Origin of the sequence: Rhizobium aureum (genome assembly GCF_030182495.1) — a bacterium.
In the GTDB taxonomy this organism is placed as follows: domain Bacteria; phylum Pseudomonadota; class Alphaproteobacteria; order Rhizobiales; family Rhizobiaceae; genus Rhizobium; species Rhizobium tropici_C.
Genome location: NZ_JAQJCI010000005.1, coordinates 30,561 through 55,314 on the forward strand (window position 1 = coordinate 30,561; position 24,754 = coordinate 55,314).

Below are 24,754 nucleotides of genomic sequence, written 5' to 3' on the forward strand. Positions count from 1 at the left end.
GGGCGAGATGAACGAGCATGTGAGCATGAGTGATCTCGGCGTCGCCAGGCTTTCGACAGCCAAGCCGCTGTCGCTTGCCATCCTTGCCATGGGTGGGCAGGGCGGCGGCGTCCTGGCCGATTGGATCGTTGGACTTGCGGAAGCCGAAGGTTGGATGGCGCAGACGACCTCCGTGCCGGGCGTTGCCCAGCGTACCGGTGCGACGATCTATTATATCGAGATGCTGCCGGCCAAGGATGGCCACGCGCCGATCTTTTCGCTGATGCCGACGCCGGGCGATGTCGATGTCGTCATGGCGGCCGAGTTGATGGAGGCTGGCCGCTCTGTGTTGCGCGGCTTGGTCACGCCGGACAAGACGCTGCTGATCGCCTCGACGCACCGCTCCTTTGCGGTTGCGGAAAAGGAAAAGCCGGGCGATGGCATCGGCAATGCCGAGGTGGTGGTCGACGCTACGGATTTCGCCGCCAAGCGCACCATCGCCTTCGATATGGAAACGATGGCCGTTAGGAACGGCAGTGTGATTTCGGCTTCCATGTTCGGCGCTCTGGCCGGCTCAGGTGCGCTGCCGTTCGGCAAGCAGGCTTTCGAAGCGATGATACGCGCCGGCGGCAAGGGCATCGAGCCTAGCCTGAAGGCATTCAACGCCGCCTTTGAGCGTGTCAAGGAGAAGCCGCGCGATGCGGTTTCCGCAACGCCGCCGAAGCATTTCGATGCTCTGCCCGAGACGGCCGGTCATCCGGCTCTGGATCGGCTGGTCAATCGCATCCGCTCGGAATTTCCGGAAGTTGCCTGGCCGCTGCTGTTTGCCGGCGTCAAGAGGCTGACCGATTATCAGGACCCGGCCTATGCCGATGAGTATTTGAGCCGTGTCGCGGCACTTCATGAGCTGGATCGCAAGGCCGGCGGCGCGAACAGGGATTTCGCCTTCACCGTGCAGGCGGCGAAGTATGTCGCCGTCGCCATGGCTTATGACGATGTCATCCGCGTTGCCGATCTGAAGGTGCGCGGTTCCCGCTTCGAGCGCGTTCGTAAGGAAGTCGGCGCCAAGGACGACCAGATCGTCTACATGACCGAATACATGCATCCGCGCATGGATGAAGTCTGCGGCACCATGCCGAAGGCGATGGGTCTCTGGATCGAAAGCCGGCCGCGCCTGTTTGCGCGGCTCGACCGCTTCATCAACAAGGGACGCCGCGTTCAGACCGGCACGCTGTTCTGGTTCCTCAGCCTCTATATGGTCTCGGCATTGCGCCGTATCCGTCGCGGCACGCTGCGTCATGCGCGAGAGGTCGAGCATCGCGAGGCCTGGCTTGCTGCGGCCTCCAATCTGCTGGCCGTGAATTACGATCTCGCCGTCGAAGTGCTCGGTAACCGCCGCCTCGTCAAAGGCTATTCCGATACGCATGCGCGCGGGCTGTCGAAGTTCGATCGGGTCATGTCGGCGCTGCCGATGCTGCGTGACCGCGAGGATGGTGCCGCCTGGATGCGGCGGCTCCGGCAGGCGGCACTACTGGACGAGAAGGGTGTAGCGCTTGATGGGGCGCTGAAGACTGTAGAGACGCTATGAGACGGGGTCAATCACCCGCCCTCGTGATTCGAGGCTCCGGTCCGATGGACCTGCGCACCTCACCATGAGGACTGATCTTTTTCGCTTGGTCGGGCAACTCTCTCCACCTCATGGTGAGGTGCTCTGACGTCAAAGCCGCAGCGTAGACGGCAGGGCCTCGAACCACGAGGTGGCCGCGGCCCCCGATCTCCTCAGATCTCGTGCTTCCTGATATTGTGCAGCACCTTGTGCAGGGTCGAGATGAAGGTGCGGTATTCGGCTTCGTCGACGCCGTCGAACATCTGCAGGAATAGGTCGTACATGGTCGGCCAGACCTTCTCGAAGGCTGCGCGGCCTTCCTCGGTGATCGAGACATCGCGGATGCGCATGTCTTCGGCGCGCGGCTGACGGCGGATATAGCCCTGCTGCTCGAGCGAGTCCAAAGTGCGGCTCATCGTCGATTGTTCCGTGACGGCAAAGACGGAGAGTTCGTTGATGGTGACGCTGGAGGAGACGCTGAGGACGGCAAGCGCGCGCATCTTCGCGGTCGTCATGTCGTATTCGCGCAGCTCTTCCGAAAGGTTGGCATTCCAGCGGGCCATCAGCCGGTTCATCAAATAGGGTGCGAAGTGATTGAGGCCGATTTCGCCCATGGTCGGGCGCTTTGCGTTCTCATCCCGCTTGCGCCTCAAAACGGTGCCTGAAAACCGTTCTTCCATCGACGATATTCCTCCGGAAACGTGTTACTTCAGCGACGATGCGAGCAGGAAGCCGGAGCCCCCACCGAGGCCGGCACCGGGATGCACCGAAGCACCGATGTGGTAGAGGCCTGGTATGTGGGTGCGGTGGTTAACAGATGACTTGAGGGGACGCCAGATGAAAAACTGGTCGAGGCCGCAATAGCCTCCATAGGGGTCGCCGCCGACAAGGTTCATGTTCATCGCTTCCAGATCACCCGGGGAATAAGCGCGGCGCGCGAGCTTGATGCTTGCAAAATTCTCGATATGGTGCGCAAGCAGGGCTTCGATGCGGTCGGCGTAGCGCTCGCGCACCTCCTCTGTCCAGCGGCCGTCCTCCGGCGTTTCGATCTCGCCCGCGGCATCGCCCTTGATGTGGCGCGGCGCTTCGGGAAGCTGCAGCCAGAGGATCGATTTGCCATCCGGCGCGCGGCTGGGGTCGAGCGCGATGGGCTGGCCGACGCAGACGGTGGGCTCGGCAGGCAATAGGCCGCGCTCGCATTCGTTGGCGGCGCGCGAGACGCCGTCGAGGCCCGGGGTCAGATGCAGCAGCGCTACCTTGCCGAGCTCGGCATCGGCTTTCCAGCGCGGCGGCTCGGAAAGGGCGTAATGGATCTGCATGTCGCCCTTGCCATAGCGATAGCCGGCGACGCCGGATTTTATCTCGGCCGGCAGCGAATCCGGCCAATCTCCCATCAGCCGCTCGTAGAGCTGGTTGGGGGTCACGGAACAGATCACTCCGGCTTTCGCTCTTAATATCTCGCCATCTACGAGGCGCACGCCGCCGGCGCGGCGGTTGGGGCCTGGAACGATCGCCTCGACTTCGGCACTCACACGGATTTCGCCGCCATCATCGGCAATCAGCCGTTCGAAGGCGGCCAGCAGTTTCGCGGCTCCGCCTTTGACGATCGGGGCGCCGCCCAGCTCCAGCGCAAAGCCGATGACCTTCAGCATCTCGGCGGAATAGGCGCTTTCGGGGCCTAGGCCGCAGTGAAGTACCCAAGGCGCCCAGAGGGCGTGGATATCCTCTGATTTGTAGCTGGTTTCGAGATAGCCGCGCGCTGGTGTCAGGGCCTCGCCAAACCACGCAGCCAGTTTCCGCAGCCCGCGGCTCCAGCCTTGCTTTGCAACAGTCTTCAGCGTCGATCTGGACCACAACGCACCGCCAAGCAGGGAAAACAGGAATGGCGCGTCGGCGGCAAGGGCCTCCATCTCGCGGGAGAAGGTTTGTCCGTCACCGAGCGACAACTCGTCGAAGGTGGCGATATTTCGCTGCCTGTTCTTGGAAAAGATCACATGCGAACCGTTGGGTCGCAGCACGCCTGTGGGAAGCTCGGCATGAGCAAATTCCAGGCCTCGCGCCTCGAGATCCTTACCGATGGCGCCATAGGCCGGCGAAGTGAGGAACAGCACCATGGTCGTTGCCATGACGTCATGGATGAAGCCGGGTTCGGTGATCTCTTCGGTGCGCAGGCAACCGCCGATGCGGTCGTTGCGCTCGAGGACGAGCACCTTGTGGCCTTTTTTGCCGAGCATCGCGGCTGCGACGAGCGCATTGATGCCGCTGCCGACGACGATGTAATCATGATCGCCCATTGCCGCTGCCCCTCATAGGCAAGATGAACGAAAGGGCCGAAGCCCGCCGGGCTCCGGTCCTTTCAGACTATCATGCAATCAATGCCAGTGCACGAACCGGCGAACCGGTGCCCTTGACGAATTTCAGCGGAGCGGCAATCAGCACGGCGCCCTTGGCGGGAAGCTGGTCGAGGTTTGAGAGACTGGCGAGGCCATAGCGGTTGGCCTTGTGCATGAGGTTGTGCGCCGGGAAGGGCGGGTTCATGCCACCGGCCGAGCCGGCATCGGTGCCGATCGTTTCCGAACCCCAGCCGATGACCCCCTTGCTCAGCAGATATTCGATCGCCTCGGCCGTCGGGCCGGGAGAGTGGGGGCCGTTCTCATCGGCATTCAGGAAGGTCTCGGTCGAACCGTTGCGCTTGTACCAGTCGGTGCGCAGCAACACCCAGCTGCCGGCCTCTATCGCGCCGTTCTCAGCTTCCCATTCCTTGATGCTGTCGACCGTCAGCAGATAGTCGGGGTCGGCGGCTGCTTCCTTGGAGCGATCGATGACATTGACCGGAGCAACGAAATTCTGCGGCGGGATGGTGTCGGTCGTATTATTCGGATTGTCCTTGCCGGTGATCCAGTGGCAGGGTGCATCGAAATGCGTGCCGGTATGCTCGCCGAGTTCCAGCCAGTTCCACGCCCAGAAAGGGCCGTCCTGGTTATATTCGGAAATCTGGTGCACCTTGACCGACGGCGTATTCTTGCCGAACTGCGGCGGCAGGTAGAGCACCGGAGTATCCGGGCCGAGCGGCGCCGTGAGATCGACGACCTTGACGGAGCCCGAAAGCAGGGCCGAGGCGAGGCTGGCGAGTGTGGTAGCGGTCATGTTTTCGAGTTCCCCTTGTTGTCGCATGATCCCATGGGAAGAGCCTTTCTGCGGGTCTTTTGTTCAGGATCAGGCTTGAAGTCAGTATCGCCAGGCGCGGGTGCCTTTCCTCCTGGCACCAGGCCCGCGCGGCGGCGGAATGAAGGGAGCCTATGTCACAATATATGATATTGCAAGCATTGCAGGCTACTTCCGGAGGTCAAAATTGGGCTTCGATCCGAAGCCGGACTGGATCGATAAAATACTGAAAAGGAACGTTAATCTCAGGGGCTGCTTGTAGATCTTCTACCTATAGTTGTGCCATAACCCTATTATTCGCGCCTGTAGATACTTGAAGCTTAAAGCTCAGAATGTATGCATGTGACAATAATAATCACAATTCAAAGAGGGGCAAGCGATGAGCTATGATGCGATCATAGTGGGGGCAGGCCATAATGGCTTGGCGGCGGCCGTGCATTTGGCTTCCAGGGGCTGGAAAGTGGCTGTCATCGAGGGCAATGCGGAGCCTGGCGGTGCGGTCAAGACGCGCGAGGTGACGCTGCCCGGCTTTCGGCATGATCTCTGTGCCATGAATCTCTCCATGTTCGCCGGCTCTGCCTTCTTCGCGCAGTATAAGAACGAGCTATTGGCCGAAGGTCTGGGCTTCGTGCCTGCCACGGATTGCTTCGCGAGCGTCTTTCGTGACAACACCTATCTCGGCGTCAGCACCGATCTTGAGAAGACCGCTGGCGCCATCGCCGATATCTCGCCGCAGGATGCCGCCGCCTGGCGCAACATGCTCTCTGAGTTCGGGACGGATGCCCCGCATATTTTCGGTCTGCTCGGCTCGCCCATGCCATCTATGGCCGCGGCCAAGATCGTCTGGAAGGCTTGGCGCAAAAAGGGGATGGGCTGGGTGTACGATACCGCCCGGATGCTCTTTGCCTCGCCGCGCGATTTTCTCGATGCCCGTTTCCAGAATACCAAGCTCAAGACGATGATGGCCGCCTGGGGGCTGCATCTCGACTTTGCGCCCGATGTCGCCGGCGGTGCGCTGTTTCCCTATCTCGAATCCATGGCCAATCAGGCATTCGGCATGGTGATCGGCAAGGGCGGAGCCGATACGATCATCAAGGCGATGGCTGCCGTGCTGACGAGCAAGGGCGGCGAGCTGATGCTGGGAACGCGCGTCGACAAGATCGTCACGTCGGGCGGCAGGGCGACGGGTGTCGTGCTGGCCGATGGACGCCGCTACGAGGCGAAGCGGGCGGTCATCGCCAATGTCCATCCGCAGATCCTGTTCGGTAAGCTCCTGGATCGGGATCCGGCGCGTCAGGAGTTCGACGGCAAGGTGTCCCGCTTCCGGGCTGGACCCGGCACGATGATGATCCATCTGGCGCTATCGGGTCTTCCGGATTGGACGGCGGGCCAGGCGCTGCAGAATTTCGCCTATGTGCATATCGCGCCGGATCTTGAAATGATGTCGCGCGTCTATGCCGAGGCGATGGGCGGCCTCCTGCCGGCCGAGCCTGCGCTCGTGGTCGGGCAGCCGACGGCCATCGACCCGTCGCGCGCGCCGGCCGGGCAGCATGTGCTCTGGATACAGGTGCGTGTCCTGCCGGCGGAATTCCATGGCGATGCGGCCGGCGAGATCACCGGCACAAGCTGGAACGAGATCAAGGATGCCTATTCAGAGCGCGTTCTCGATATCGTCGAACGCTATGCCCCAGGCTTGCGCGGCAAGATACTGGGCCGTTCTGTTTTTTCACCTATCGATCTCGAGCACGAGAATCCGAACCTTGTCGGCGGCGACAATCTCTCGGGCAGCCATCATCTCGACCAGAATTTCCTGTTCCGCCCCGTTGCCGGCTATTCGCGTTACCGGACGCCCGTGGCATCGCTGTATATGTGCGGGGCTTCGACATGGCCGGGTGCAGGAACGGGGGCAGGCTCCGGTTTCATGCTGGGGAAAATGCTGGCCAAATAAGTACCATTTGGCTTGACGCGTAAACCTTTGACATTTCAAATGTCGGTCCCTAGATCGTTCACATCGTGAATGCAGAGCATTGAATTGAGCTGGCGTGATGGCAGAACCGGAAAGTGCAACCGTTGACCTGGAGATCATCGTTCAGGGCGCGCAGGAAGGCAAAAAGCTGGAGTTGCGGCTCTGGTTGCGCATGCTCTCGACCACGAAGCTGATCTCGCAGGAAATTCGTCGCCGGCTGCGCAATGAGTTCGGCGCGACCTTGCCGCAATTCGACCTGATGGCACAGCTCTATCGCGAACGCGAGGGTCTGCGGCTTGGGGAGCTTTCGAAGCGCACCATGGTCACCAATGGCAATGTCACTGGTCTTGTCGAGCGGCTGGAAGCGGATGGCCTTGTGCAGCGCGTGACGCCCGACGGCGACCGGCGCGTGACGGTCGCGAAGCTGACGGAGAAGGGCGAAACTCAATTCAGCGCCATGGCCGCCGCCCATGAAGGCTGGCTGCGCGACTTGATGGCGGATGTGGAGCCCGCGATCGTCAGCGAGTTGTGGCGGGATATCGGCGCGGTGAAGTCCTCAGTCAGCAACCATCTTTCCGGTGCCGACTTCGACTGATGACGGTGCTTATCTAGCCCGCTCGTTCTTGAATTTCTTCTCGAGCACGCTGACGAGGCGCACCATCGGCCAGAGCAGGATGATATAGATCAGCGCGGCCATGATCAGCGGCGATGGGTTGGCATAGAGGCCTTGGGCATTCTGCCCTTCTTTTAGCAGTTCCGGCAAAGCCACGGTCGACGCGAGCGACGTATCCTTGAACATGGACACGCAGTTGCTCGTCGTCGGCGGGATGACGATGCGAACCGCCTGCGGCAGCACGACCTTGTAGAGCGTGATCAGGAAGGGAATGCCAAGCGCTGCGGCGGCTTCGAACTGGCCGCGCGGCACGCTTTCGATCCCTGAGCGGAAGACTTCTGCCGAATAGGCCGCCAGCACGATCGAGAAGCCGAGGATCGCAGACCACCAGGCGGAAAAGCTGATGCCGATGAAAGGCAGCGCGTAGTAGATGAGGATCAGCACGACGAGCATCGGCATGGCGCGCATGATGTCGATATAGGCGATCATCAGGAGTTGCAGCGGCTTGGGGGCATAGAGGCGGATCAGGCTGATGACGAGGCCGCCCGCCACGCCGATCAGAATGCTGACCACACCGAGCGCGATGGTCATCCAAAGCCCGCGCACCAGCTGGGGAAATGCCGAGATCATGACGTCGGAATTGAAGAAGGTATCGACGAAAGACATTGGCACTCCCGCGCGCAGAACGAAGATATGATTTCTTATACCCACGCCGGTCGTTGCGACCGGCGTAGCTCATTTCAACAATGATCTTTTGATCACGCCTTGGGGATAGGCAATTCGGTGACGGTGGAGGAACCCGCCGGCGCCTTGCCGCCGAACCACTTCTCGTGGATCTTTTCCAGCGTGCCATCCTTCTTCATCGCCGTTATGGCATCGTTGATCTTGCCGAGCAGCGGCGAATCCTTGGTCATCATCAGGCCGTACTGCTCGCCGGTCTTGATGCGATCCTTGATGGCGAAGCCCTTGGTCTTGACGAAGAGGTACTGCATGCCCGGGATATCGCTGACGACGGCATCGATGCGGCCGGCGCCGAGATCGAGGAACATGTCCTGCTGCGAGTTGTAGCCCTTGACGTCGGCAAATCCCTGAGCGGCCTTGTTGTCATTGGCCCATTTTTCACCCGTCGAACCCGACAGCACGCCGATGGTTTTGCCCTTCAGATCCGCAAGCGTCTTGATCGAGCTACCGTCCTTGGCGGCGACGCCCATGTCGGAATCGTAGAAGGGCTGTGTGAAGGACTGCGACTTCAGTCGTTCCGGCGTGATGGTGATGGATGAGATCGCCACATCGATGCGCTTGGAGCTGGTTGCGGCAAACAGGGCCTGGAAGCCGTAGTCTGCGATATTGGTGGTCATGCCGGCGCGCTTGGCCGCTTCGTTGACGACATCGACCTCGAAGCCTTCGAAGCCGCCATTCGCGGTCTTGTATTCGAAGGGCGGGTTGTTGGGATAGGAACCGACATTCAGTACATCGGCGGCATAGGCGAAATGGCTTCCGCCGGCGAGGCCGATGGCGGTCGCCAGGATCAGCAGACTGCGACGAGTCATGGACATTTTTAGTCTCCCTCTGGTGATGGCCGCGGGCTTTTCCTCTCACCCGCGGGGTATTCCGTCCGCCCGACCGGCGGCCGTCTCATGTCATCGCATTGACCATGCGATCGAGCGCGATGCGCATCTGTTCGGTCTCGCGGAAGGTGCACATGCGCAGGAAGGCGCGCGACGATTCTCCGAAATGATATCCGGGCGCCAAGCCGACGCGGGCCGTTTCAAGAATACGCTCGCACAGCGCCGTCGCATCGGGCTCGCCCTGCACCGCGAAGAAGGCATACATGCCGCCGCGCGGCTTTTCCGGCAAGATGATACCCGGTATCTTCGGCAGCTTCTCATAGGCCAGATCGAGGCCGGCCTTGATGCGCCCGCGGATTTCTGAAACCAGCGGCTCGCCTTCACGCAGCGCGGCTGCCGCACCGGCCTGAACCATGGCGGAGGTGCCGCTGTTGATATACTGCGTCATGGCGCCGAGCTGGTCGGCAACGGCAGACGGGTGCGTCAGCCAGCCGACGCGCCAGCCGGTCATTGCCCAGGCTTTCGAGAAGCTGTTGATCGCGATGACGCGATCACCGTCCTCGGCCACCTGCAAGATCGAAGGGGCGATGTCGCCATCGAAATAGAGGCGGGCATAGACCTCGTCGGAGATGATCCAGATGCCGGTGCGGCGGCTGAAATCCAGCAGCGCCTGCATCTCCTCGCGCGACGCTGTCCAGCCCGTCGGATTGGATGGCGTCGACAGGAAGATGGCGCGGGTGCGGGCATCGCAGCGGGCGAAAAGCTTGTCGAGATCGAGGCGCCAATCGGTATCGAAATCGAGCGACACGGCGCGCGGCTCGCCGCCGATCAGATGGATGGCGTTATGGATGTTCGGCCATTGCGGGGCGACATAGACGACATTGGTGCCGACATCGACGAGCAGCTCGAGCGCCATGTAGAGCGCCTGCATGCCGCCTGGGGCAACCGTCGTGCGCTCGATCGGAATGGGGCGGCCGTGCCAATGCGTCTGATAGTCGGACAGTGTCTCGTTCAGCGTCGCCAGGCCACGCATATTCGGGACATAGAAGGTCGCGCCGTCGTCGAGCGCTTTCTTCGCAGCATCGCGGATGAACCCCGGCGTCACGATATCGCCTTCGCCGAACCAGAGCGGAATGACGCCGCCGAGTTCGCGGGCGCGCTTGGCAAGCACGGCAATGTTGTCGGTGCGCATGTCACGGATCTGGGCGCGAATGCCTTCGAGAGCATCGCGGCCTGATATCGCGTTCGGCAGGTTATGCTGCGGTAGAGACAAGAAATTTCCCCTGGGAATTCGGTATTGGAGGGTTCAAACGGCTCTGGAAGCTTTCGCTCGAGCAACCCCTCGATTTCGAATGGTTATCCAAAAACAACCGCATTTCAAGGACAAATTTTAAGCTTAAAAAGTCTACCTTCCTGCTCGGTTTCATGCTGTCCTTCCATGCGGTAACTCTCTGATAAAAATCAGCTTTATTTCGCTCCTCTGTCATGCGCGCCCGCTCTTGCGGCATCGACGCCGGCGGCCAGGCCGGCGCCCAGAAACATTGTGTCGCTCGCGAGAATGAAGAAGCTGATACCGGCCTCGGACCATGCGCCGATATCATCGGGCGAGGGGCGGAAGATGCCGACTGCGCGGCCGGCGGCCAAAGCGGCTTCGGTGATGGTTCTGATCGCCGCGTCGAGCCTGTCCTTGCCCGTCGGTCCTGTCGCATCGATCGAAACCGAGAGATCGCCAGGTCCGACGAAGATGAGGTCGATGCCATCGACCGCAGCGATTTCGGCGATATTGGCAAGCCCCTCGGCCGTCTCGACCTGAATGGCGAGCACAAGTTCCGCGTTGGCTTTGGCGAGGTAATCCGGAATGCGGTAGCCATAGGCTGCTGCCCGACCCGGGCCAACGCCACGCGCGCCGAGCGGGGGATAGCGGGTGGCGTTGACGGCGGCGCGTGCCTGTTCCGCCGTCGAAACACGGGGCACGAGAACGCCCGCAGCGCCGGCATCCAGAACGGCCGCGATATCCTCGGCCGCATGGCCGGGGACGCGGACCATGGCCGGAACGCGATGGACGTCGGCGGCGCGGATCAGATCCTCGATACGCTCGCGGCTGATCTGCGAATGCTCCCAGTCGATGCAGAGGAAATCGACACCCGAGGCTGCCGTGACTTCGATCGCGACTGGATACGGAATGGCCGCAAACGTACCAATCAGCAGCTTCTGCTCGATACAATTCCGGCGGAAATCGCTCATCGTCATCCTCAATTTAGCGGTCTCCCATCAAGGGATAGACCGAAAGATACAACTGCGAAACGGCAATCTGCTCTGTGTTCAAAACAGCTTTCCGTGCCATCAAGCACCAGCACGGAGGCATTGCGGCGGCGGAGTTGTTCGGGCGCCGCCACCGCTCTGAGGCACGGCTTACTTGCGCCGCGCCATGATCTCGGTCAGGACCGCGTCGAACCGCGCGATCTCTTCGATCTTGTTATAATGCACCAGCGACACGCGAATGGCACCCGTTTCCATGGACAAGCCGAGGCGCTTCATCAGGCGTGGTGCGAACATGTGGCCGTCACGCAGGCCGACGCGCTGCTTGCCCATCTCGCCGGCAAATTCCTGCGGCGTGATGCCCGGCATATTGAAGCAGATCGTGGGAACGCGTTGTTCGAGACGTGCCTCGTCGGAGATGCCGTAGATGACCGCGCCGTGGCGCTTTAGAACCGCGATCATCTCGCGCGAGAGCATCAGTTCGTATTGGCGGATTGCGCCCATGGCGGCTGCAAGCGCCTCGCGACGGCTGTGGTCACCGGTCGGCAGGAAGCGGCGGCCAAGGCCTTCGAGATATTTGACCGCGGCATTCATGCCGGCGACGTTCTCATAGGTGAAGGTGCCGACTTCGATCTTGTAGGGCGGTACGTCCGGAATGAAGTCTTCCTTGAATGTCGGCAATCTGACCAGCGCGTCGTAGCGGCCCCAGAGGAAGCCCATATGCGGCGAGAAATTCTTGTAGCCGGAGCAGACGAGATAGTCGCAGCCCCAGGCCTGCACGTCGATCAGACCATGCGGGCCGTAATGGACGCAATCGAGGAAGGTTTCAGCGCCGGCTGCCTGCGCCAGTTTGCAGACGCTAGCGACATCGACGATGGTGCCGATGGAATGCGCGGTGACGGTGCAGGCGACGAGGCGGGTCTTGTCGTTCAGGAGCGGCTTCAGGTCTTCCACATGCAGCGTGCCGTCCTCGCGCATGCGCCACCAGACGATCTTGGCGCCCTCGGCTTCCAGTGCCATCCAGGTGGCGATGTTGGCGTCGTGATCCATGTCGGTGACGACGATCTCGTTGCGCTCGCCGAGCAGCTTGGCAATGCCGAGGCTGACAAGACGGATGAAGGAGGTTGCGTTCTGGCCGAAGGAGATTTCTTCCGGGCGATAGGCGTTGACCAGCATGGCGACGCTTTCGCGGGCTTCTTCCAGATTGCGGTCGACACCCTGGCTGTGCTGGTATTTCGCCATGCGCTGGACGTTGAAATCGATGAGGTGATTGGCAACCGCATCGACGACCGTCTGAGGCACTTGCGCGCCGCCTGCATTATCGAGAAAGACGAAATCGCCAGCCTTCCGGATGGCCGGGAACATGGCGCGGACCTCGTCGACCGGGAAGCTGTTGTGGCCGGCGAATTGCGATGCGGAAGCGGCGGAGTTCATGGGGATCTCGCTCTGATTATGGGATTGAAATCTCAATTTTGATCATTTGATCACAAAATACTTTAAGGTTCAACCAAATTTCTCAGTCTCTTTTTGAAGCTAGCGGCGGCCGGAGCCGGAGCCTTTGCGCGGCTCATCCTGCGTGGCCGGGCAATAATCCCGGAGGATTTCGTGGGTACGGCTTATGTCGGCGACGATACCGTCGCGAGCGGCGGCGAAGTCCCCGATCTTTAAAGCGTTGACAACGGCAACATGCTCGCCGGCGGGATCGAGTTCGCCGCTGCGCATCAAAGGCTCGACCGAGGCGGAAAGCATGCGCATGTAGGGGCCGAAGCGCAGCCACAAGGTTTCGATCAGCTGCAGCAGCACCTCGGAGCCGGAGGCGCGATAGATGGTGAAGTGGAACTGCTGGTTCTTGGCCATCAGGTCGTAAACATTGGCGCCGCGGCCGATCACATGCTGTTCGCCGGCGATGCGCTCGAGCGCTTCAATGTCTGTCGGGGTGAGGTTCGGCATGCCGAGCTCCGCGGCCAGGCCCTCTACGGCGATGCGGGCGCGGCAGAGATCGTCCAAGCGGGCGAGCGTGACAATGGGGATGCGGGCCGAGCCGTTTGCCGCGACCTCAAGCGCGTTTTCAGCGGCGAGCCGGCGCAGGGCCTCGCGCACCGGCATGTTGCTGGTTCCGAAGGTTTCGGCAAGCGAGGCGATGGTCAGCGTCTGGCCGGGATCGAAATTGCCGGCCATCAGCGCGTTTCGCAGCTGCTGATAGACGCTCTCCTGGATCGTCGTTCTGGAGGACACCGGTTCCAGGGCTATGCGCACGCTTGTTTCCTCTCCGCTTATCGGGACTCGTTCATGGTAGAACGAAGGGCGGGCGAAAGGAAAGGGGCCTCTCGGAATGGCGATCAGGCCTCCTCGGCCTTCCAGCCCGCCTCATCCGCTGCAGGTGCGGCTTCCTCCTTCTTCGCCGGGGTCTTTCGCAGGCCAAGCCCGACGCCGATGAGGGCAAGAGCGCCGCCGATCGCATGATAGGCATGCAGCTGTTCTCCAAGCAGCGCCCAGGCCAGTGCCGCAACGATGATCGGCAGGAGATTGATCAGCAGCGAGGTGCGACTGGCTCCGAGCCTCTGAATGCCGATCATCCAGCAGAGGGGCGCGACCAGGGAGGTCGGGATCGCGGCATAGAGAATTAGCGGCAGGTTGGCCGTGGTGATCGGCGAGATATCACCCATCAGGAAGATCGGGATCAGCAACAGGGTTGAAAAGCCGATCTGCCAGAAAAGCTGCTGCCACATGGGAATCGGCATCGTCCAGCGCCTCAGCATGACGCCATAGAGCGCATTCGAGAGGACGGCGATGATCATCAGGCCGTCACCGATATGGAAACCGCCATCCACAAGACGTATCGGATCGCCCTGCGATGTCAAATAGACGAGCCCGATCAATGAAATGCCGCCGCCTATAAGGCTTGTTGCAGTCAGTTTCTCTCCGGCCAGAAGGCTTGCGAAAAACGTCGACAGCAACGGCATCAGAGCAACAATGACACCCATATTGACGGCCGAGGTGGTCTTGGCCGCCTCATAGGCGAGGCTCTGATAAATCACCATGCCAAGGGCACCGAGCGTGGCGAGTTTCAGCCAGTGCTGCCGGAGCAGGGCGCGGTTGTGCCATGCCGCGCGGCCAACGAAAGGCAGGAGCACGACGAAGGCGAGCAGCCAGCGATAGAAGGAGATCGAGCCCGGCGAGATCACGCCTGCGGATGCCTTGGTGACCACGGTGTTGCCGGACCAGATCAGTACCGTCAGCAGCGGCGCAAGTCCGGCCACGCCGACGATGGTAGCGGAAACGTTCGGCTGGGTGCTCATATGAATGTCTCTCGTCATCCTCGGGCCTGGGCGAAACAAAGGAGGGCGGACGTGGATCGCCGTCCCGAAGTGTTTCTATCGTCTGTCCGAATTCTGGTATATAGCGAGATTAAGACATCAGTAGCGAAATGAGGACATGTCCGTCAGGTCTCCACGCATCGAGGGCGATCCGCCAAATCCGGTTTCCTTCCGAACCGAGAATTATAGGGCAGGCACGGTTTTTCCCAGAAAGAGCCAGCCCTGGGGCGAGCTCAACTATGCGCTTATCGGTGTCTGCGAGTTCGACATCGAGGGCGTGCGCTATCTGTCACCACCGCATTATGCCATCTGGCTGCCGCCGGACACTATGCATGGTGCCTATAACCAGCATGACCTGCGCTATGTCACCGTCTATGTCGAACGCGCGCTCTGCCACGATCTGCCGGACAGGCCTTCCACGCTCGGCATCAGCCCGCTGCTGAAGGCGATCCTGGCGGATTTTGCGGCGCGTGATGTCACCATACCCGAAACAACCGAGGACCTGCGGCTTGCTCAGGTGCTGGTCGATCAGATTCGCCTGGCGCCACGCTGCGAGAGCTATCTGCCGCTTTCCGACGATCCACTGCTCGGTCCGGTGCTGAGCGCTTTGCAGGCCGACCCCGGCGACCGGCATTCTCTTTCAGAATGGGCGCGCAGGATGGGGACGACCGAGCGCACATTATCGCGCCGATGCCAGGAGGATCTAGGCCTCTCCTTCAACGAGTGGCGGCAGCGGCTGAAGCTCGTCGCGGCGCTTTCGCTGATCGAGGCCGGTGAGCCGGTGCACCGGATCGCGGCGCAGTTGGGTTACGGCAATGCTTCCGCCTTTATCGCCATGTTCCGCCGGCTGACGGGCACGAGCCCGATGCAGATGCGCTAATTTCAGGTTTCAATTAAAACGATCTCGAGCTTGCGCAGTTCTTCCGGATCGGCCATCGCGTCGATGACGTTAATCATGCCATCCGCATTGAAGGTGCAACGAAGAGCGATGCGCAGCTGTCCGTCGATGACAACGATAGCGCCGACGGCGCCGTTGATAACCGCCAGCCGGGCTCCCCGTGCACGGCCCTGGAAGGTCTTGGCGACATCCACGCGCCCGCGGATTTCGCCTGCCGCGCCCATGCGGGCGGCAACGGCATCCGGCCGGAAGACGGCTTGGGGGTCGAGGACGGCGAGCAGCGCCTGCAGGTCGCCGTCACGCGAGGCAGCGAAGAAGGCATCGACGACATGGCGCTGACGGGTAAGATCGGCCTCCGTCGTTAACGGCGTATCCTGCACGCGGCGGCGGGCACGGCTTGCAAGCTGGCGCGTCGCGACTGTCGTGCGTCCCAGAATCGGGGCGATCTCGTCGAAGGAGACGTCGAACATATCGTGCAGGACGAAGGCAAGCCGTTCGGCGGGATTCAGCTTCTCCAGCACGACAAGGAGGGCAAGGCCGACGGAATCGGCCAGCAATGCATCCTGTTCCGGATCGGTGCCGTTACCAGCCTCATGCACGACCATCGGTTCGGGGATCTGGACTGTCAGCGGCTCTTCGCGGCGGGATTTGCGTGACCGCAGCAGATCGAGGCAGATGCGCGCCGTCACTGTCGTCAGCCATCCGCTGAGGTTTTCGATGCCGGAGGTATCGCTCCTCATCAGGCGCAGCCATGTTTCCTGCACCGCATCTTCGGCCTCCGTCCGCGAGCCGAGCATGCGATAGGCGACCGCGCGAAGATGCGGCCGGTTTGCCTCGAATTTTTCAGCCTGCCACTTTTTTTCGTCCATCGGTCACATTCCCTCATCTCGTTTCGTCAGACCCATGACGAGTGAAATCCGGCCGGTGTGACAGCGGATCGGCAGGAAAGTGCATCGTCCGGACTTGAGCCGCAACCATGCTCTCACAATCAGAGGAAATAGATATGCAAGCTCGTATGAAGAACCCAGCCCTCGTTCTGCCAGAAACGCTGCAGGCGCTTTTGGCCGTCAGCAATTCGATCAAGGATCAGGGCCTTTCGGAAAATATCATGGACCTCGTGCATCTGCGTGTTAGCCAGATCAACGGCTGCAGTGTCTGCACCGACATGGGCTTTCGCAAGCTTCAGAAAGCCGGCGAAACGATCGAGCGAATCGTCGGCGTCTCGGCCTGGCGCGAAATGCCCTATTTTTCGGATGCGGAGCGAGCTGCTCTCGCTCTCGGGGAGGCGGCTACCCGGCTTGCCGATCGGCCCGATGCCGTCAGCGATGAGATCTGGAACGAAGCGGCAAAGCATTTTGACGAGAAGGCCCTGTCGGCGCTGATCGTCGCGATCGCCATCGACAATGTCTGGAACCGGCTGAACTCGACCGTCCGCCAGCAGGCAGGCGCATCCTGGAACTGATCGTCCGCAATGAGCGCCACCTTCTTCTCACAGCAAGAGGAGGAAGGTGGCCTGGATTCTCAAACCTCGCCTACTCGCGAGGTCACCAGCAATTTCGCCATCCAGTCCACGAAGACACGCACCTTGTTGCTGAGGTGCCGGTTGGGCGGATAGACGATATGCAAGGGCAGTGATGGCCGGGTCCACGCGGGAAGAATGGGAACGAGCTCGCCGCTTGCAAGCGCATCCCGAGCCATGAAGCTCGGAACCTGCGCGATGCCAAGCCCCATCAATGCCGCCTGGAGATAGCTGCGGCTGTCATTCACCGAAAGGATATAGCGAGGGCTGATTTCCAATGCCTCGTTGCCATGTTCGAACAGGAAAGGAATCGTCCGGCCGGTTTGCGCGCGAAAATAGCTGACTGCATAATGGCTGGTTTCCAAATCCTCCGGCCGTTCGGGGAAGCCATGCTTCTCGATGTAAAGCGGCGCCGCACAGGTGATGAGGTGTACTTCACCGACGCGGCGGGCAATCAGAGACTGGTCGCTCGGCATGCCGGCGCGCAGCGCACAATCGACATTCTCGGCCAGATAATCCACCAGACGGTCGCCGACACCGAGGTCGATATGGATATCGGGATAGCGTTGATGGAAATCGCATAGCGCCGGCATGACGATCTTCTCGGCGAAGGCGCCGGCCATTTCGACACGCAGGCGCCCGCTCGGCAGGCTCTGTGAATTGCTGATGCTGCCGTCCAGCTCCTCTATTTCCGAAAGGATCTGAACCGCGCGTTCGTAATAGAGCGCGCCGTCCGTCGTCACCATGACGCGCCGGGTCGTGCGGTTGAGGAGCTTGGCATGCAGATGCGCCTCGAGCGACTGGATGAGCGTCGTCACCGTCGCCTTCGGCATGGAAAGGGCAGCTGCGGCGCGGGTGAAATTACCCGTTTCCACCACACGCGCGAATGCCCGCATTGCTGATAACTGATCCATTCTATGATATCCCTGGACCGTAAAGAAAAGAGGCCGATTGTTTGTAATCGTGAATAGTCTGATCGAATATATGCTACTTATTCTCGAAGCGGAATAACAATATGTTTTTATCGTGATTGTTGCAATGCGGCATGGGGGCGCCAAAGACCGCATTCGAGAATATGATTGCAAAGCCGGATAGACCGCTGCTGAATTGAATCATATTCGCTCGAGCAGACAAGGAATTGGTCGATGAGTGCGCCGTGGAAAGATGTTGTGCTGGAAAACGTGCCTACGGGGCCCGTGGAAGCCCGGATCTACAACGGCGAAGGTTTGAAGAAGGCGGCACCTCTCGTGCTTTATCTGCACGGCGGCGCTTTCCTCGACACCGATCACGCAACCGACAGGCCGGTGGCGGCAAGTCTCGCCGAGGCTGGTGCCATCGTGGTTGCCGCGGATTATACGAGCGGCAATCAGAATGCTTTTCCGAAGGTGCTCGAATGTGCCTACGGAATTCTCGCCTACCTCAGCAACAAGCGGAATATGCTTGCGCTGGGTGGAGCGAAAAAATCGCTGCTGTTTGTCGCCGGAGAGGAATCGGGTGGCAATGTTGCAGCGGGTGTCGCTTTAAAGGCGCGCGATCAGATGCCCGGTTCGCTGGACGGACAGGTGCTGATTTCGCCTTTGCTTGATCCTTTCATGGGATCGAAATCTTTCCTCCAGGCGGAGGAAAGCGGCATGCGCGAGCGCTGGACGGACGGCTGGAACCGATACCTGGGCTTCCTGGGCGGTGTCTGCCATCCTTATGCAGCGCCTCGATACTGTTCGCGGCTTTCGGGCCTCGCGCCGGCATTGGTGCTCACGGCCGAGGACGACCCGCTCCGCGACGAGAGCATGGAATACGGCAGCCGGCTGAAAGCGGCTGGCGTCCGTGTTCGCCAGCAAGTCCTTCCCGCCGGGACAGGCTGGCCCACCCTCTATGGCGGGCAGTCGAAAGACAGGCCTTCGTGGCAGCAGGATATCTGTTGCTGTTTCAAGGGGTTTGTCGAAGACGTGCAGGCTTGATCGGCTAGACTATTCCGTCCGCGAGAGACAAGCGCGAATGGGGTGAGGCGTCGAAGGCACGAGACCGGAGCGGTGGTCACGCGAATGCGCACGCTTCGGCCCCTGATTTTATTGAGACGATAGGAATTTTCGGTCCCGTGTCCCAAGGCGGGACCAAAGGAGAGACCAACATGAAGTCCAACGGTAAAAGCTGGGCCCTGTGGGGCGCTGGCATGGGTGTTGCTGCGGCTGTTGCAGGTGCGGCTTTCTATCTGGAGCTGCCGCGCGGTGCTCAGGCGACGGAAACGGCCAGCCAGGCGGCACCGCCGGCTATCCCCGTTACGGTTGCCGCCGTCGAGCAGCGCGATGTCACCTCCTGGCAGGAATTTTCCGGCCGGCTCGAAGCCATCGACCGGGTTGAAATCCGGCCGCGTGTCGCCGGCGCAATCCAGTCCGTGCATTTCCGCGAAGGCGCCTTGGTCAAGCAGGGCGACCTGCTGGTGACGATCGATCCCGCACCCTATGAGGCGGCCGTCGCCCAGGCTCAGGCCCAGGTCGGAGCAGCAAAAGCCAAGCTCGATCTCGCCAAGGTCGAAGTCGGTCGCGGACAGAAGCTCTTCGACAACAAGACCATTTCGCAGAGCGACATGGACACGCGCACAAGCAACTATGCCGAAGCCGAGGCCAATCTGAAGGCGGCGCAAGCGGCCTTGCAGACCGCGCAGCTGAACCTCGACTATACGCAGGTTCGCGCTCCGATCGCCGGCCGCGTCGGCAAGATCGCCGTCACCGTCGGCAATCTCGTGGCCGCCGGTTCTTCTTCACCGGCATTGACGACGCTCGTTTCGGTTGATCCGATCTATGCGAGCTTCAGCGCCAACGAACAGACCGTCACCCAGGCGCTCTCCGAGCTGCCCACCAGCAATGGCGTGGCTCCGCCGGTCGAGCAGATCCCGGTTCAGATCGGGACGGCAAGCGACAACGGCACCCCGATCAAGGGCAAGTTGCAGTTGATCGACAACGAGGTCGATGCGGCGAGCGGCACCGTCAGCGTTCGCGCCGTATTCGATAATCCGGGCGGTCGTCTCATCCCAGGTCAGTTCGTGCGGGTCCGTATGGGCCAGCCGAAGGCCGAGAACAGGATCGTCATCGACGACCGCGCAGTCGGTACCGACCAGGACAAGAAGTTCGTCTTTGTCGTGGATGGCGAGAACAAGGTCAATTACCGGCAGGTTCAGCTCGGGTCGCTGGCTGACGGCCAGCGCGTGATCGAGAACGGCCTGAAAGCCGGCGAAAAGATCGTCGTCAACGGGCTGCAGCGCATCCGTCCCGGTGCAGTCGTCGCACCGCAGTTGGCAGAGAAGGTCGCGACCGCTCAGTAAGACTTCGCCTTCTGCCCGTGGGCAGAAGGCCGACATTCCGAAATCACATGATCCGCCGGCGGCTCTCAAATCGTCGGACAGGAATTTTGCATCCGTTCTCACCCCAGAGGGGGCTTTGATATGAACATCTCCAGATTCTTTGTCGACCGACCGGTCTTTGCCGGTGTTCTTTCGGTCCTCATCGTGGTCGCCGGCCTGATCGGCCTCAGAGCGCTGCCGATCTCCGAATATCCGGAGGTCGTGCCTCCCTCGATTGTCGTGCATGCCACCTATCCCGGCGCCAACCCGACCGTCATTGCCGAAACGGTGGCGACCCCGCTCGAAGAGCAGATCAACGGCGTCGAGGGCATGCTCTACATGTCCAGCCAGGCGACATCAGACGGCGCTCTCAATGTGACGGTCACCTTCAAGCTCGGCACCGATCCGGACAAGGCGCAGCAGCTCGTGCAAAACCGCGTTTCGCAGGCCGAGCCGCGCCTGCCCGCGGAAGTCCGTGCCCTCGGCATTACGACCATCAAGAGCTCGCCCAACTTTATCGTGGTCGTCAACCTCGTCTCGGACGGAGCCGACCACGACATCACCTATCTGCGAAACTATGCGACCCTGAACATCAAGGATCGACTCGCCCGGATCGAAGGCGTCGGCCAGGTGCAGGTCTTCGGCGCCGGCGACTATTCCATGCGCGTATGGATCGATCCGCAGAAGGCCGCCGAACATAATCTTGCGGCCAGCGACATCAGCAATGCGATCAGCTCCCAGAACGTCCAGGCTGCGGCTGGCATCATCGGTGCCTCACCCAGCCGGCCGGGCGTGGATCTGCAGCTCAACGTCAACGCCCAAGGCCGCCTGCGCACGCCTGAGGAGTTCGGCAACATCATCGTCAAGACGGGCGCCAATGGCGAAATCACCCGCCTTCGCGACGTCGCCCGCGTCGAGCTCGGCGCGGAAGACTATACGCTGCGTTCGCTGCTCGACGGCAAGCCGGCCGTCGCCGTCGCCGTTCTCCAAGCGCCCGGTTCGAACGCCATCGAGATCGCGAACAACGTGCGCTCGACCATGGACGTGCTGCAGCAGGCCATGCCTGCCGGCGTCAAGTACGAGATCGTCTACGACACGACGAAATTCGTCCGCGCCTCGATCGAGAAGGTTATCGACACGCTGCTCGAAGCCATCGCCCTCGTCGTTCTCGTCGTCATCCTGTTCCTGCAGACATGGCGTGCCTCGATCATCCCGCTGATCGCCGTTCCCGTGTCGATCATCGGCACCTTTGCGGTGATGTATGTCTTCGGCTTCTCGATCAACGCGCTTAGTCTGTTCGGCCTGGTGCTGGCGATCGGTATCGTCGTGGACGACGCGATCGTGGTGGTGGAGAACGTCGAACGCAATATCGAGAACGGGCTCAGTCCGCGAGACGCCACCTACAAGGCCATGAAGGAAGTCTCCGGCCCGATCATCGCGATCGCGCTGGTCCTCGTCGCGGTCTTCGTGCCGCTCGCTTTCATCTCCGGCCTGTCCGGCCAGTTCTACCGCCAGTTCGCGCTGACGATCGCCATCTCGACCGTCATCTCGGCCTTCAACTCGCTCACCCTGTCTCCGGCACTGGCATCCCTGCTCCTGAAAGGTCATCATGCGCCGAAGGATGGGTTGACGCGGATCATGGATGCGGTCTTCGGCTGGTTCTTCCGCGGCTTCAACCGGGCATTCGGAGCCGGTTCGAAATACTACGGCAAGGGCGTCGGCGGCCTGCTGTCGCGCAAGAGCATCGTCATGGTGGTCTATCTCGCGCTGGTGGGAGCGACCTATAGCCTGTTCACAACGGTTCCAGGCGGTTTCGTGCCGTCGCAGGACAAGCAGTATCTGATCGGCTTCGCACAGTTGCCGGATGCCGCAAGCCTCGACCGTACGGAAGACGTGATCAAGCGCATGACGGACATTGCGCTGAAGCAGCCGGGCGTCGCCAATGCGATCGCCTTCCCGGGCCTGTCGATCAACGGCTTCACCAATTCCTCGAATGCCGGCATCGTTTTCGTGACGCTGAAGGACTTCGACGAGCGCAAGACGCCGGACCTTTCGGGCGGGGCGATCGCCATGGCACTGAACCAGAAGTTCGGCGCCATCCAGGATGCCTTCATCGCCATGTTCCCGCCGCCGCCCGTCAACGGTCTCGGTACGACAGGCGGCTTCAAGCTGCAGATCGAGGATCGCGCCGGCCTCGGCAACCATGCGCTCGACCAGGCGGCCAAGGCGGTGATCGCCAAGGCTTACCAGACACCGGAGCTCACCGGCATCTTCTCGAGCTTCCAGATCAACGTGCCGCAGCTCTTTGCCGATCTCGACCGCTCCAAGGCCGAGCAGCTCGGAGTCTCCGTCACCGACGTCTTCCAGACGCTGCAGATCTATCTCGGTTCGCTCTATGTGAACGACTTCAACGCATTCGGCCGCACCTACAGCGTCCGCGTGCAGGCCGATGCCAAGTTCCGCGCTCAGCCGGAAGATATCGGCCAGTTGAAGGTTCGTTCGGCATCGGGTCAGATGATCCCGCTTTCAGCCCTGCTGAAGGTGGATGCCACGACCGGCCCGGAACGCACGAACCGCTATAACGGCTTTCTGGCAGCCGACATCAATGGCGGCCCGGCGCCCGGTTTCTCGTCAGGCCAGGCACAGGCAGCGATCGAGAAGATTCTGCATGAGACGTTGCCGCCCGGCATAGACTTCGAATGGACTGATTTGACCTACCAGCAGATCCTGGCCGGCAATTCCAGCGTCGTCGTCTTTCCGCTGGCGCTGCTCTTGGTCTTCCTCGTGCTGGCCGCCCAATACGAGAGCCTGACCTTGCCGCTCGCCATCATCATGATTGTGCCGATGGGTGTCTTGGCGGCGCTGACCGGCGTCTGGCTCACAGGTGGAGACAACAACATCTTCACCCAGATCGGCCTGGTGGTGCTCGTCGGTCTATCAGCGAAGAACGCGATCCTGATCGTGGAATTCGCCCGCGAGCTGGAATTCGAGGGCCGCACGCCGGTTCAGGCTGCGATCGAAGCCAGCCGCCTGCGTCTGCGCCCGATCCTGATGACCTCCATGGCCTTCATCATGGGTGTCGTGCCGCTGGTCACCTCGACCGGTGCCGGTTCCGAAATGCGTGCTGCCATGGGTGTCGCGGTGTTCTCGGGCATGATTGGCGTCACCTTCTTCGGCATCTTCATGACGCCGGTCTTCTACGTGCTGATCCGCAGGCTGACGGGCAACCGTCCGCTCAAGCAGCATCACCACAACGACAACGAACATTCGGCGGAGGTACTCCCGATCGCCGCCGAATAGGAGGCGGTGCCGAGCGGCACTCCAGTCGTCGACACGCCAAGGGGCGGGACCTTTCGGTCCCGCCCTTTTCATATATCATATTTTCATTTTGGCTAATTTACCCTTCTTTCGAAGAATTTGCCGCATGATAGCCGATTTCCTTTGCATGCTGCCTCCAGAGGTTTATCAAGCTTTTGGATGAGTTGATTGACGTACATCGGGCGTGGGGAGTCGCCTGCGGATCGTGGAGCTTTGAGGTCGGCCGCGGCGCGAGATCGTCGCCGGATCCGCCGGCATGACCAAGGGCGCTTCGCTATCCGGTTTCGGTGTCCGATGCGTTGCAATTCGGAGGATACTTTATGCAGGATAGAAAGATCGCCTTTCTCGGTACGGGCTTGATGGGCGCGCCGATGGCACGGCAGCTGCTCGCCGCCGGTTTCGCGGTGACGGTCTGGAATCGCGACCGCAGCAAGGCGGAACCCTTGGCTGCCGACGGCGCGTCTGTCGCGGATACGGCGGTCGAAGCGGCGCGGGGAGCATCCGTTCTTTTCACCATGCTGACCAATGGCGGCGCCGTCGGCGAGGTCCTGTTCGGTGGCGGCGTGGCTGACGTGCTTGAGGTCGGTGCGATCGTGATCGATCATAGCTCGATATCGCCTGCTATTGCCCGCGAACATGCGGGCAAGCTTGCCGAGCGTGGCATCCGGCATATCGATGCTCCGGTCTCCGGTGGCGTCGTGGGTGCCGAAAGGGGGACACTTGCGATCATGGCTGGCGGCGATGCCGAGGTGATAGACAGCGTGCGCGATATCTTGGCGCCTCTCGGACGCGTGACCCATGTTGGCCCCAGCGGCACCGGCCAGCTTGCGAAGCTCGGCAATCAGCAGATCGTTGCCGTTACCATCGGAGCCGTCGCAGAGGCGATGCTGTTGGTCGAGGCCGGCGGCGGCTCGCGCGAAGCATTCCGTGCCGCCATTCGCGGCGGCTTCGCTGAAAGCCGCATCCTGGAACTGCATGGCCAGCGCATGATCGAGCGCAACTTCGAGCCGGGCGGAACCGCCCGCAACCAATTGAAGGATCTCGATACCGTCTTGGCGACGGCGGAGAGTCTCGCCCTTCATCTCCCTTTGACGGAAGCTGTGAGAGCCGAATTTGCCGAATTCGTCGAGAATGGCGGCGGCGAGCGGGATCACAGCGGTTTGCTGCAGCATTTGGAAGACAAGAATGCCCGAGGAAAGGCTTGAGGAA

At 61.2% G+C, this 24,754-nt stretch carries 21 protein-coding genes; 9 read left to right on the top strand and 12 right to left on the bottom strand.

Annotated features, from left to right (window positions below; genetic code table 11):
* Positions 1-7: 7 nt before the first annotated feature.
* Positions 8-1,567 carry an indolepyruvate oxidoreductase subunit beta family protein gene (locus PH552_RS14265; protein WP_183762807.1) on the top strand — a complete coding sequence of 520 codons (1,560 nt, stop codon included), beginning with the start codon at positions 8-10 and terminating at the stop codon, positions 1,565-1,567.
* 191 nt (positions 1,568-1,758) lie between these two features.
* Here PH552_RS14265 and PH552_RS14270 read toward each other — a convergent pair whose 3' ends face one another.
* The 3 genes from PH552_RS14270 to PH552_RS14280 form a co-directional block, all read right to left on the bottom strand.
* Positions 1,759-2,265, bottom strand: a complete 507-nt coding sequence (locus PH552_RS14270) for a MarR family winged helix-turn-helix transcriptional regulator (protein WP_112340509.1) — start codon at positions 2,263-2,265, stop codon at positions 1,759-1,761.
* Positions 2,266-2,289: 24 nt separating this feature from the next.
* Positions 2,290-3,879, bottom strand: coding sequence for a phytoene desaturase family protein (locus tag PH552_RS14275; protein WP_183762810.1), 1,590 nt, complete (start codon positions 3,877-3,879; stop codon positions 2,290-2,292).
* Between the two features lie 70 nt (positions 3,880-3,949).
* Positions 3,950-4,732, bottom strand: coding sequence for a cyclase family protein (locus PH552_RS14280; protein ID WP_183762813.1), 783 nt, complete (start codon positions 4,730-4,732; stop codon positions 3,950-3,952).
* 397 nt (positions 4,733-5,129) lie between these two features.
* On the opposite strand from PH552_RS14280, the gene PH552_RS14285 reads away from it, so the two are divergent.
* Together PH552_RS14285 and PH552_RS14290 are read left to right on the top strand one after the other, a co-directional pair.
* Positions 5,130-6,698 (top strand): phytoene desaturase family protein, encoded by a 1,569-nt coding sequence (locus PH552_RS14285; protein ID WP_183762816.1) that lies wholly within the window; start codon positions 5,130-5,132, stop codon positions 6,696-6,698.
* Positions 6,699-6,795: 97 nt separating this feature from the next.
* Complete coding sequence (locus tag PH552_RS14290; RefSeq protein WP_112340504.1) at positions 6,796-7,311, top strand: MarR family winged helix-turn-helix transcriptional regulator; 516 nt, start codon at positions 6,796-6,798, stop codon at positions 7,309-7,311.
* Positions 7,312-7,320: 9 nt separating this feature from the next.
* On the opposite strand, the gene PH552_RS14295 is transcribed toward PH552_RS14290, so the two are convergent.
* From PH552_RS14295 to PH552_RS14325, 7 genes are all read right to left on the bottom strand, one after another.
* Complete coding sequence (locus tag PH552_RS14295) at positions 7,321-7,995, bottom strand: amino acid ABC transporter permease (protein WP_183762819.1); 675 nt, start codon at positions 7,993-7,995, stop codon at positions 7,321-7,323.
* 92 nt (positions 7,996-8,087) lie between these two features.
* Positions 8,088-8,885, bottom strand: a complete 798-nt coding sequence (locus tag PH552_RS14300) for an ABC transporter substrate-binding protein (protein ID WP_183762822.1) — start codon at positions 8,883-8,885, stop codon at positions 8,088-8,090.
* Between the two features lie 79 nt (positions 8,886-8,964).
* Positions 8,965-10,170, bottom strand: a complete 1,206-nt coding sequence (locus tag PH552_RS14305; protein ID WP_183762824.1) for a pyridoxal phosphate-dependent aminotransferase — start codon at positions 10,168-10,170, stop codon at positions 8,965-8,967.
* A 194-nt stretch (positions 10,171-10,364) separates the two neighbouring features.
* Positions 10,365-11,141: an HpcH/HpaI aldolase family protein gene (locus tag PH552_RS14310; protein ID WP_183762827.1), complete on the bottom strand. Its 777-nt coding sequence runs from the start codon at positions 11,139-11,141 to the stop codon at positions 10,365-10,367.
* A 168-nt stretch (positions 11,142-11,309) separates the two neighbouring features.
* Complete coding sequence (locus tag PH552_RS14315; RefSeq protein WP_183762830.1) at positions 11,310-12,590, bottom strand: cysteine desulfurase-like protein; 1,281 nt, start codon at positions 12,588-12,590, stop codon at positions 11,310-11,312.
* A 99-nt stretch (positions 12,591-12,689) separates the two neighbouring features.
* Positions 12,690-13,412, bottom strand: coding sequence for a GntR family transcriptional regulator (locus PH552_RS14320; RefSeq protein ID WP_112340499.1), 723 nt, complete (start codon positions 13,410-13,412; stop codon positions 12,690-12,692).
* Between the two features lie 83 nt (positions 13,413-13,495).
* Positions 13,496-14,455, bottom strand: a complete 960-nt coding sequence (locus tag PH552_RS14325; protein WP_112340498.1) for a DMT family transporter — start codon at positions 14,453-14,455, stop codon at positions 13,496-13,498.
* A gap of 136 nt (positions 14,456-14,591) precedes the next feature.
* Between PH552_RS14325 and PH552_RS14330 the strand changes: the two genes are divergently transcribed.
* Positions 14,592-15,353, top strand: coding sequence for an AraC family transcriptional regulator (locus tag PH552_RS14330; RefSeq protein WP_145644543.1), 762 nt, complete (start codon positions 14,592-14,594; stop codon positions 15,351-15,353).
* 2 nt (positions 15,354-15,355) lie between these two features.
* Here PH552_RS14330 and PH552_RS14335 read toward each other — a convergent pair whose 3' ends face one another.
* On the bottom strand, positions 15,356-16,240 hold the full coding sequence (locus tag PH552_RS14335) for a sigma-70 family RNA polymerase sigma factor (RefSeq protein ID WP_183762833.1): 885 nt from the start codon (positions 16,238-16,240) through the stop codon (positions 15,356-15,358).
* A gap of 134 nt (positions 16,241-16,374) precedes the next feature.
* Here PH552_RS14335 and PH552_RS14340 point away from each other — a divergent pair, with 134 nt between their 5' ends.
* Positions 16,375-16,833, top strand: coding sequence for a carboxymuconolactone decarboxylase family protein (locus tag PH552_RS14340; protein ID WP_183762836.1), 459 nt, complete (start codon positions 16,375-16,377; stop codon positions 16,831-16,833).
* Between the two features lie 59 nt (positions 16,834-16,892).
* Here the strand turns inward: PH552_RS14340 and PH552_RS14345 are convergent, their stop codons facing one another.
* Positions 16,893-17,804, bottom strand: a complete 912-nt coding sequence (locus PH552_RS14345) for a LysR family transcriptional regulator (RefSeq protein ID WP_112340494.1) — start codon at positions 17,802-17,804, stop codon at positions 16,893-16,895.
* A 231-nt stretch (positions 17,805-18,035) separates the two neighbouring features.
* On the opposite strand from PH552_RS14345, the gene PH552_RS14350 reads away from it, so the two are divergent.
* The 4 genes from PH552_RS14350 (at position 18,036) to PH552_RS14365 (ending at position 24,750) form a co-directional block, all read left to right on the top strand.
* Entirely contained in the window at positions 18,036-18,848 is an 813-nt protein-coding gene (locus PH552_RS14350; RefSeq protein WP_112340493.1) for an alpha/beta hydrolase fold domain-containing protein, read from the top strand.
* A gap of 170 nt (positions 18,849-19,018) precedes the next feature.
* Positions 19,019-20,209 carry an efflux RND transporter periplasmic adaptor subunit gene (locus PH552_RS14355; protein WP_112340492.1) on the top strand — a complete coding sequence of 397 codons (1,191 nt, stop codon included), beginning with the start codon at positions 19,019-19,021 and terminating at the stop codon, positions 20,207-20,209.
* 120 nt (positions 20,210-20,329) lie between these two features.
* Positions 20,330-23,527: an efflux RND transporter permease subunit gene (locus PH552_RS14360; RefSeq protein ID WP_183762839.1), complete on the top strand. Its 3,198-nt coding sequence runs from the start codon at positions 20,330-20,332 to the stop codon at positions 23,525-23,527.
* Between the two features lie 338 nt (positions 23,528-23,865).
* Positions 23,866-24,750 (top strand): NAD(P)-dependent oxidoreductase, encoded by an 885-nt coding sequence (locus tag PH552_RS14365; RefSeq protein WP_183762843.1) that lies wholly within the window; start codon positions 23,866-23,868, stop codon positions 24,748-24,750.
* Positions 24,751-24,754: the final 4 nt, after the last annotated feature.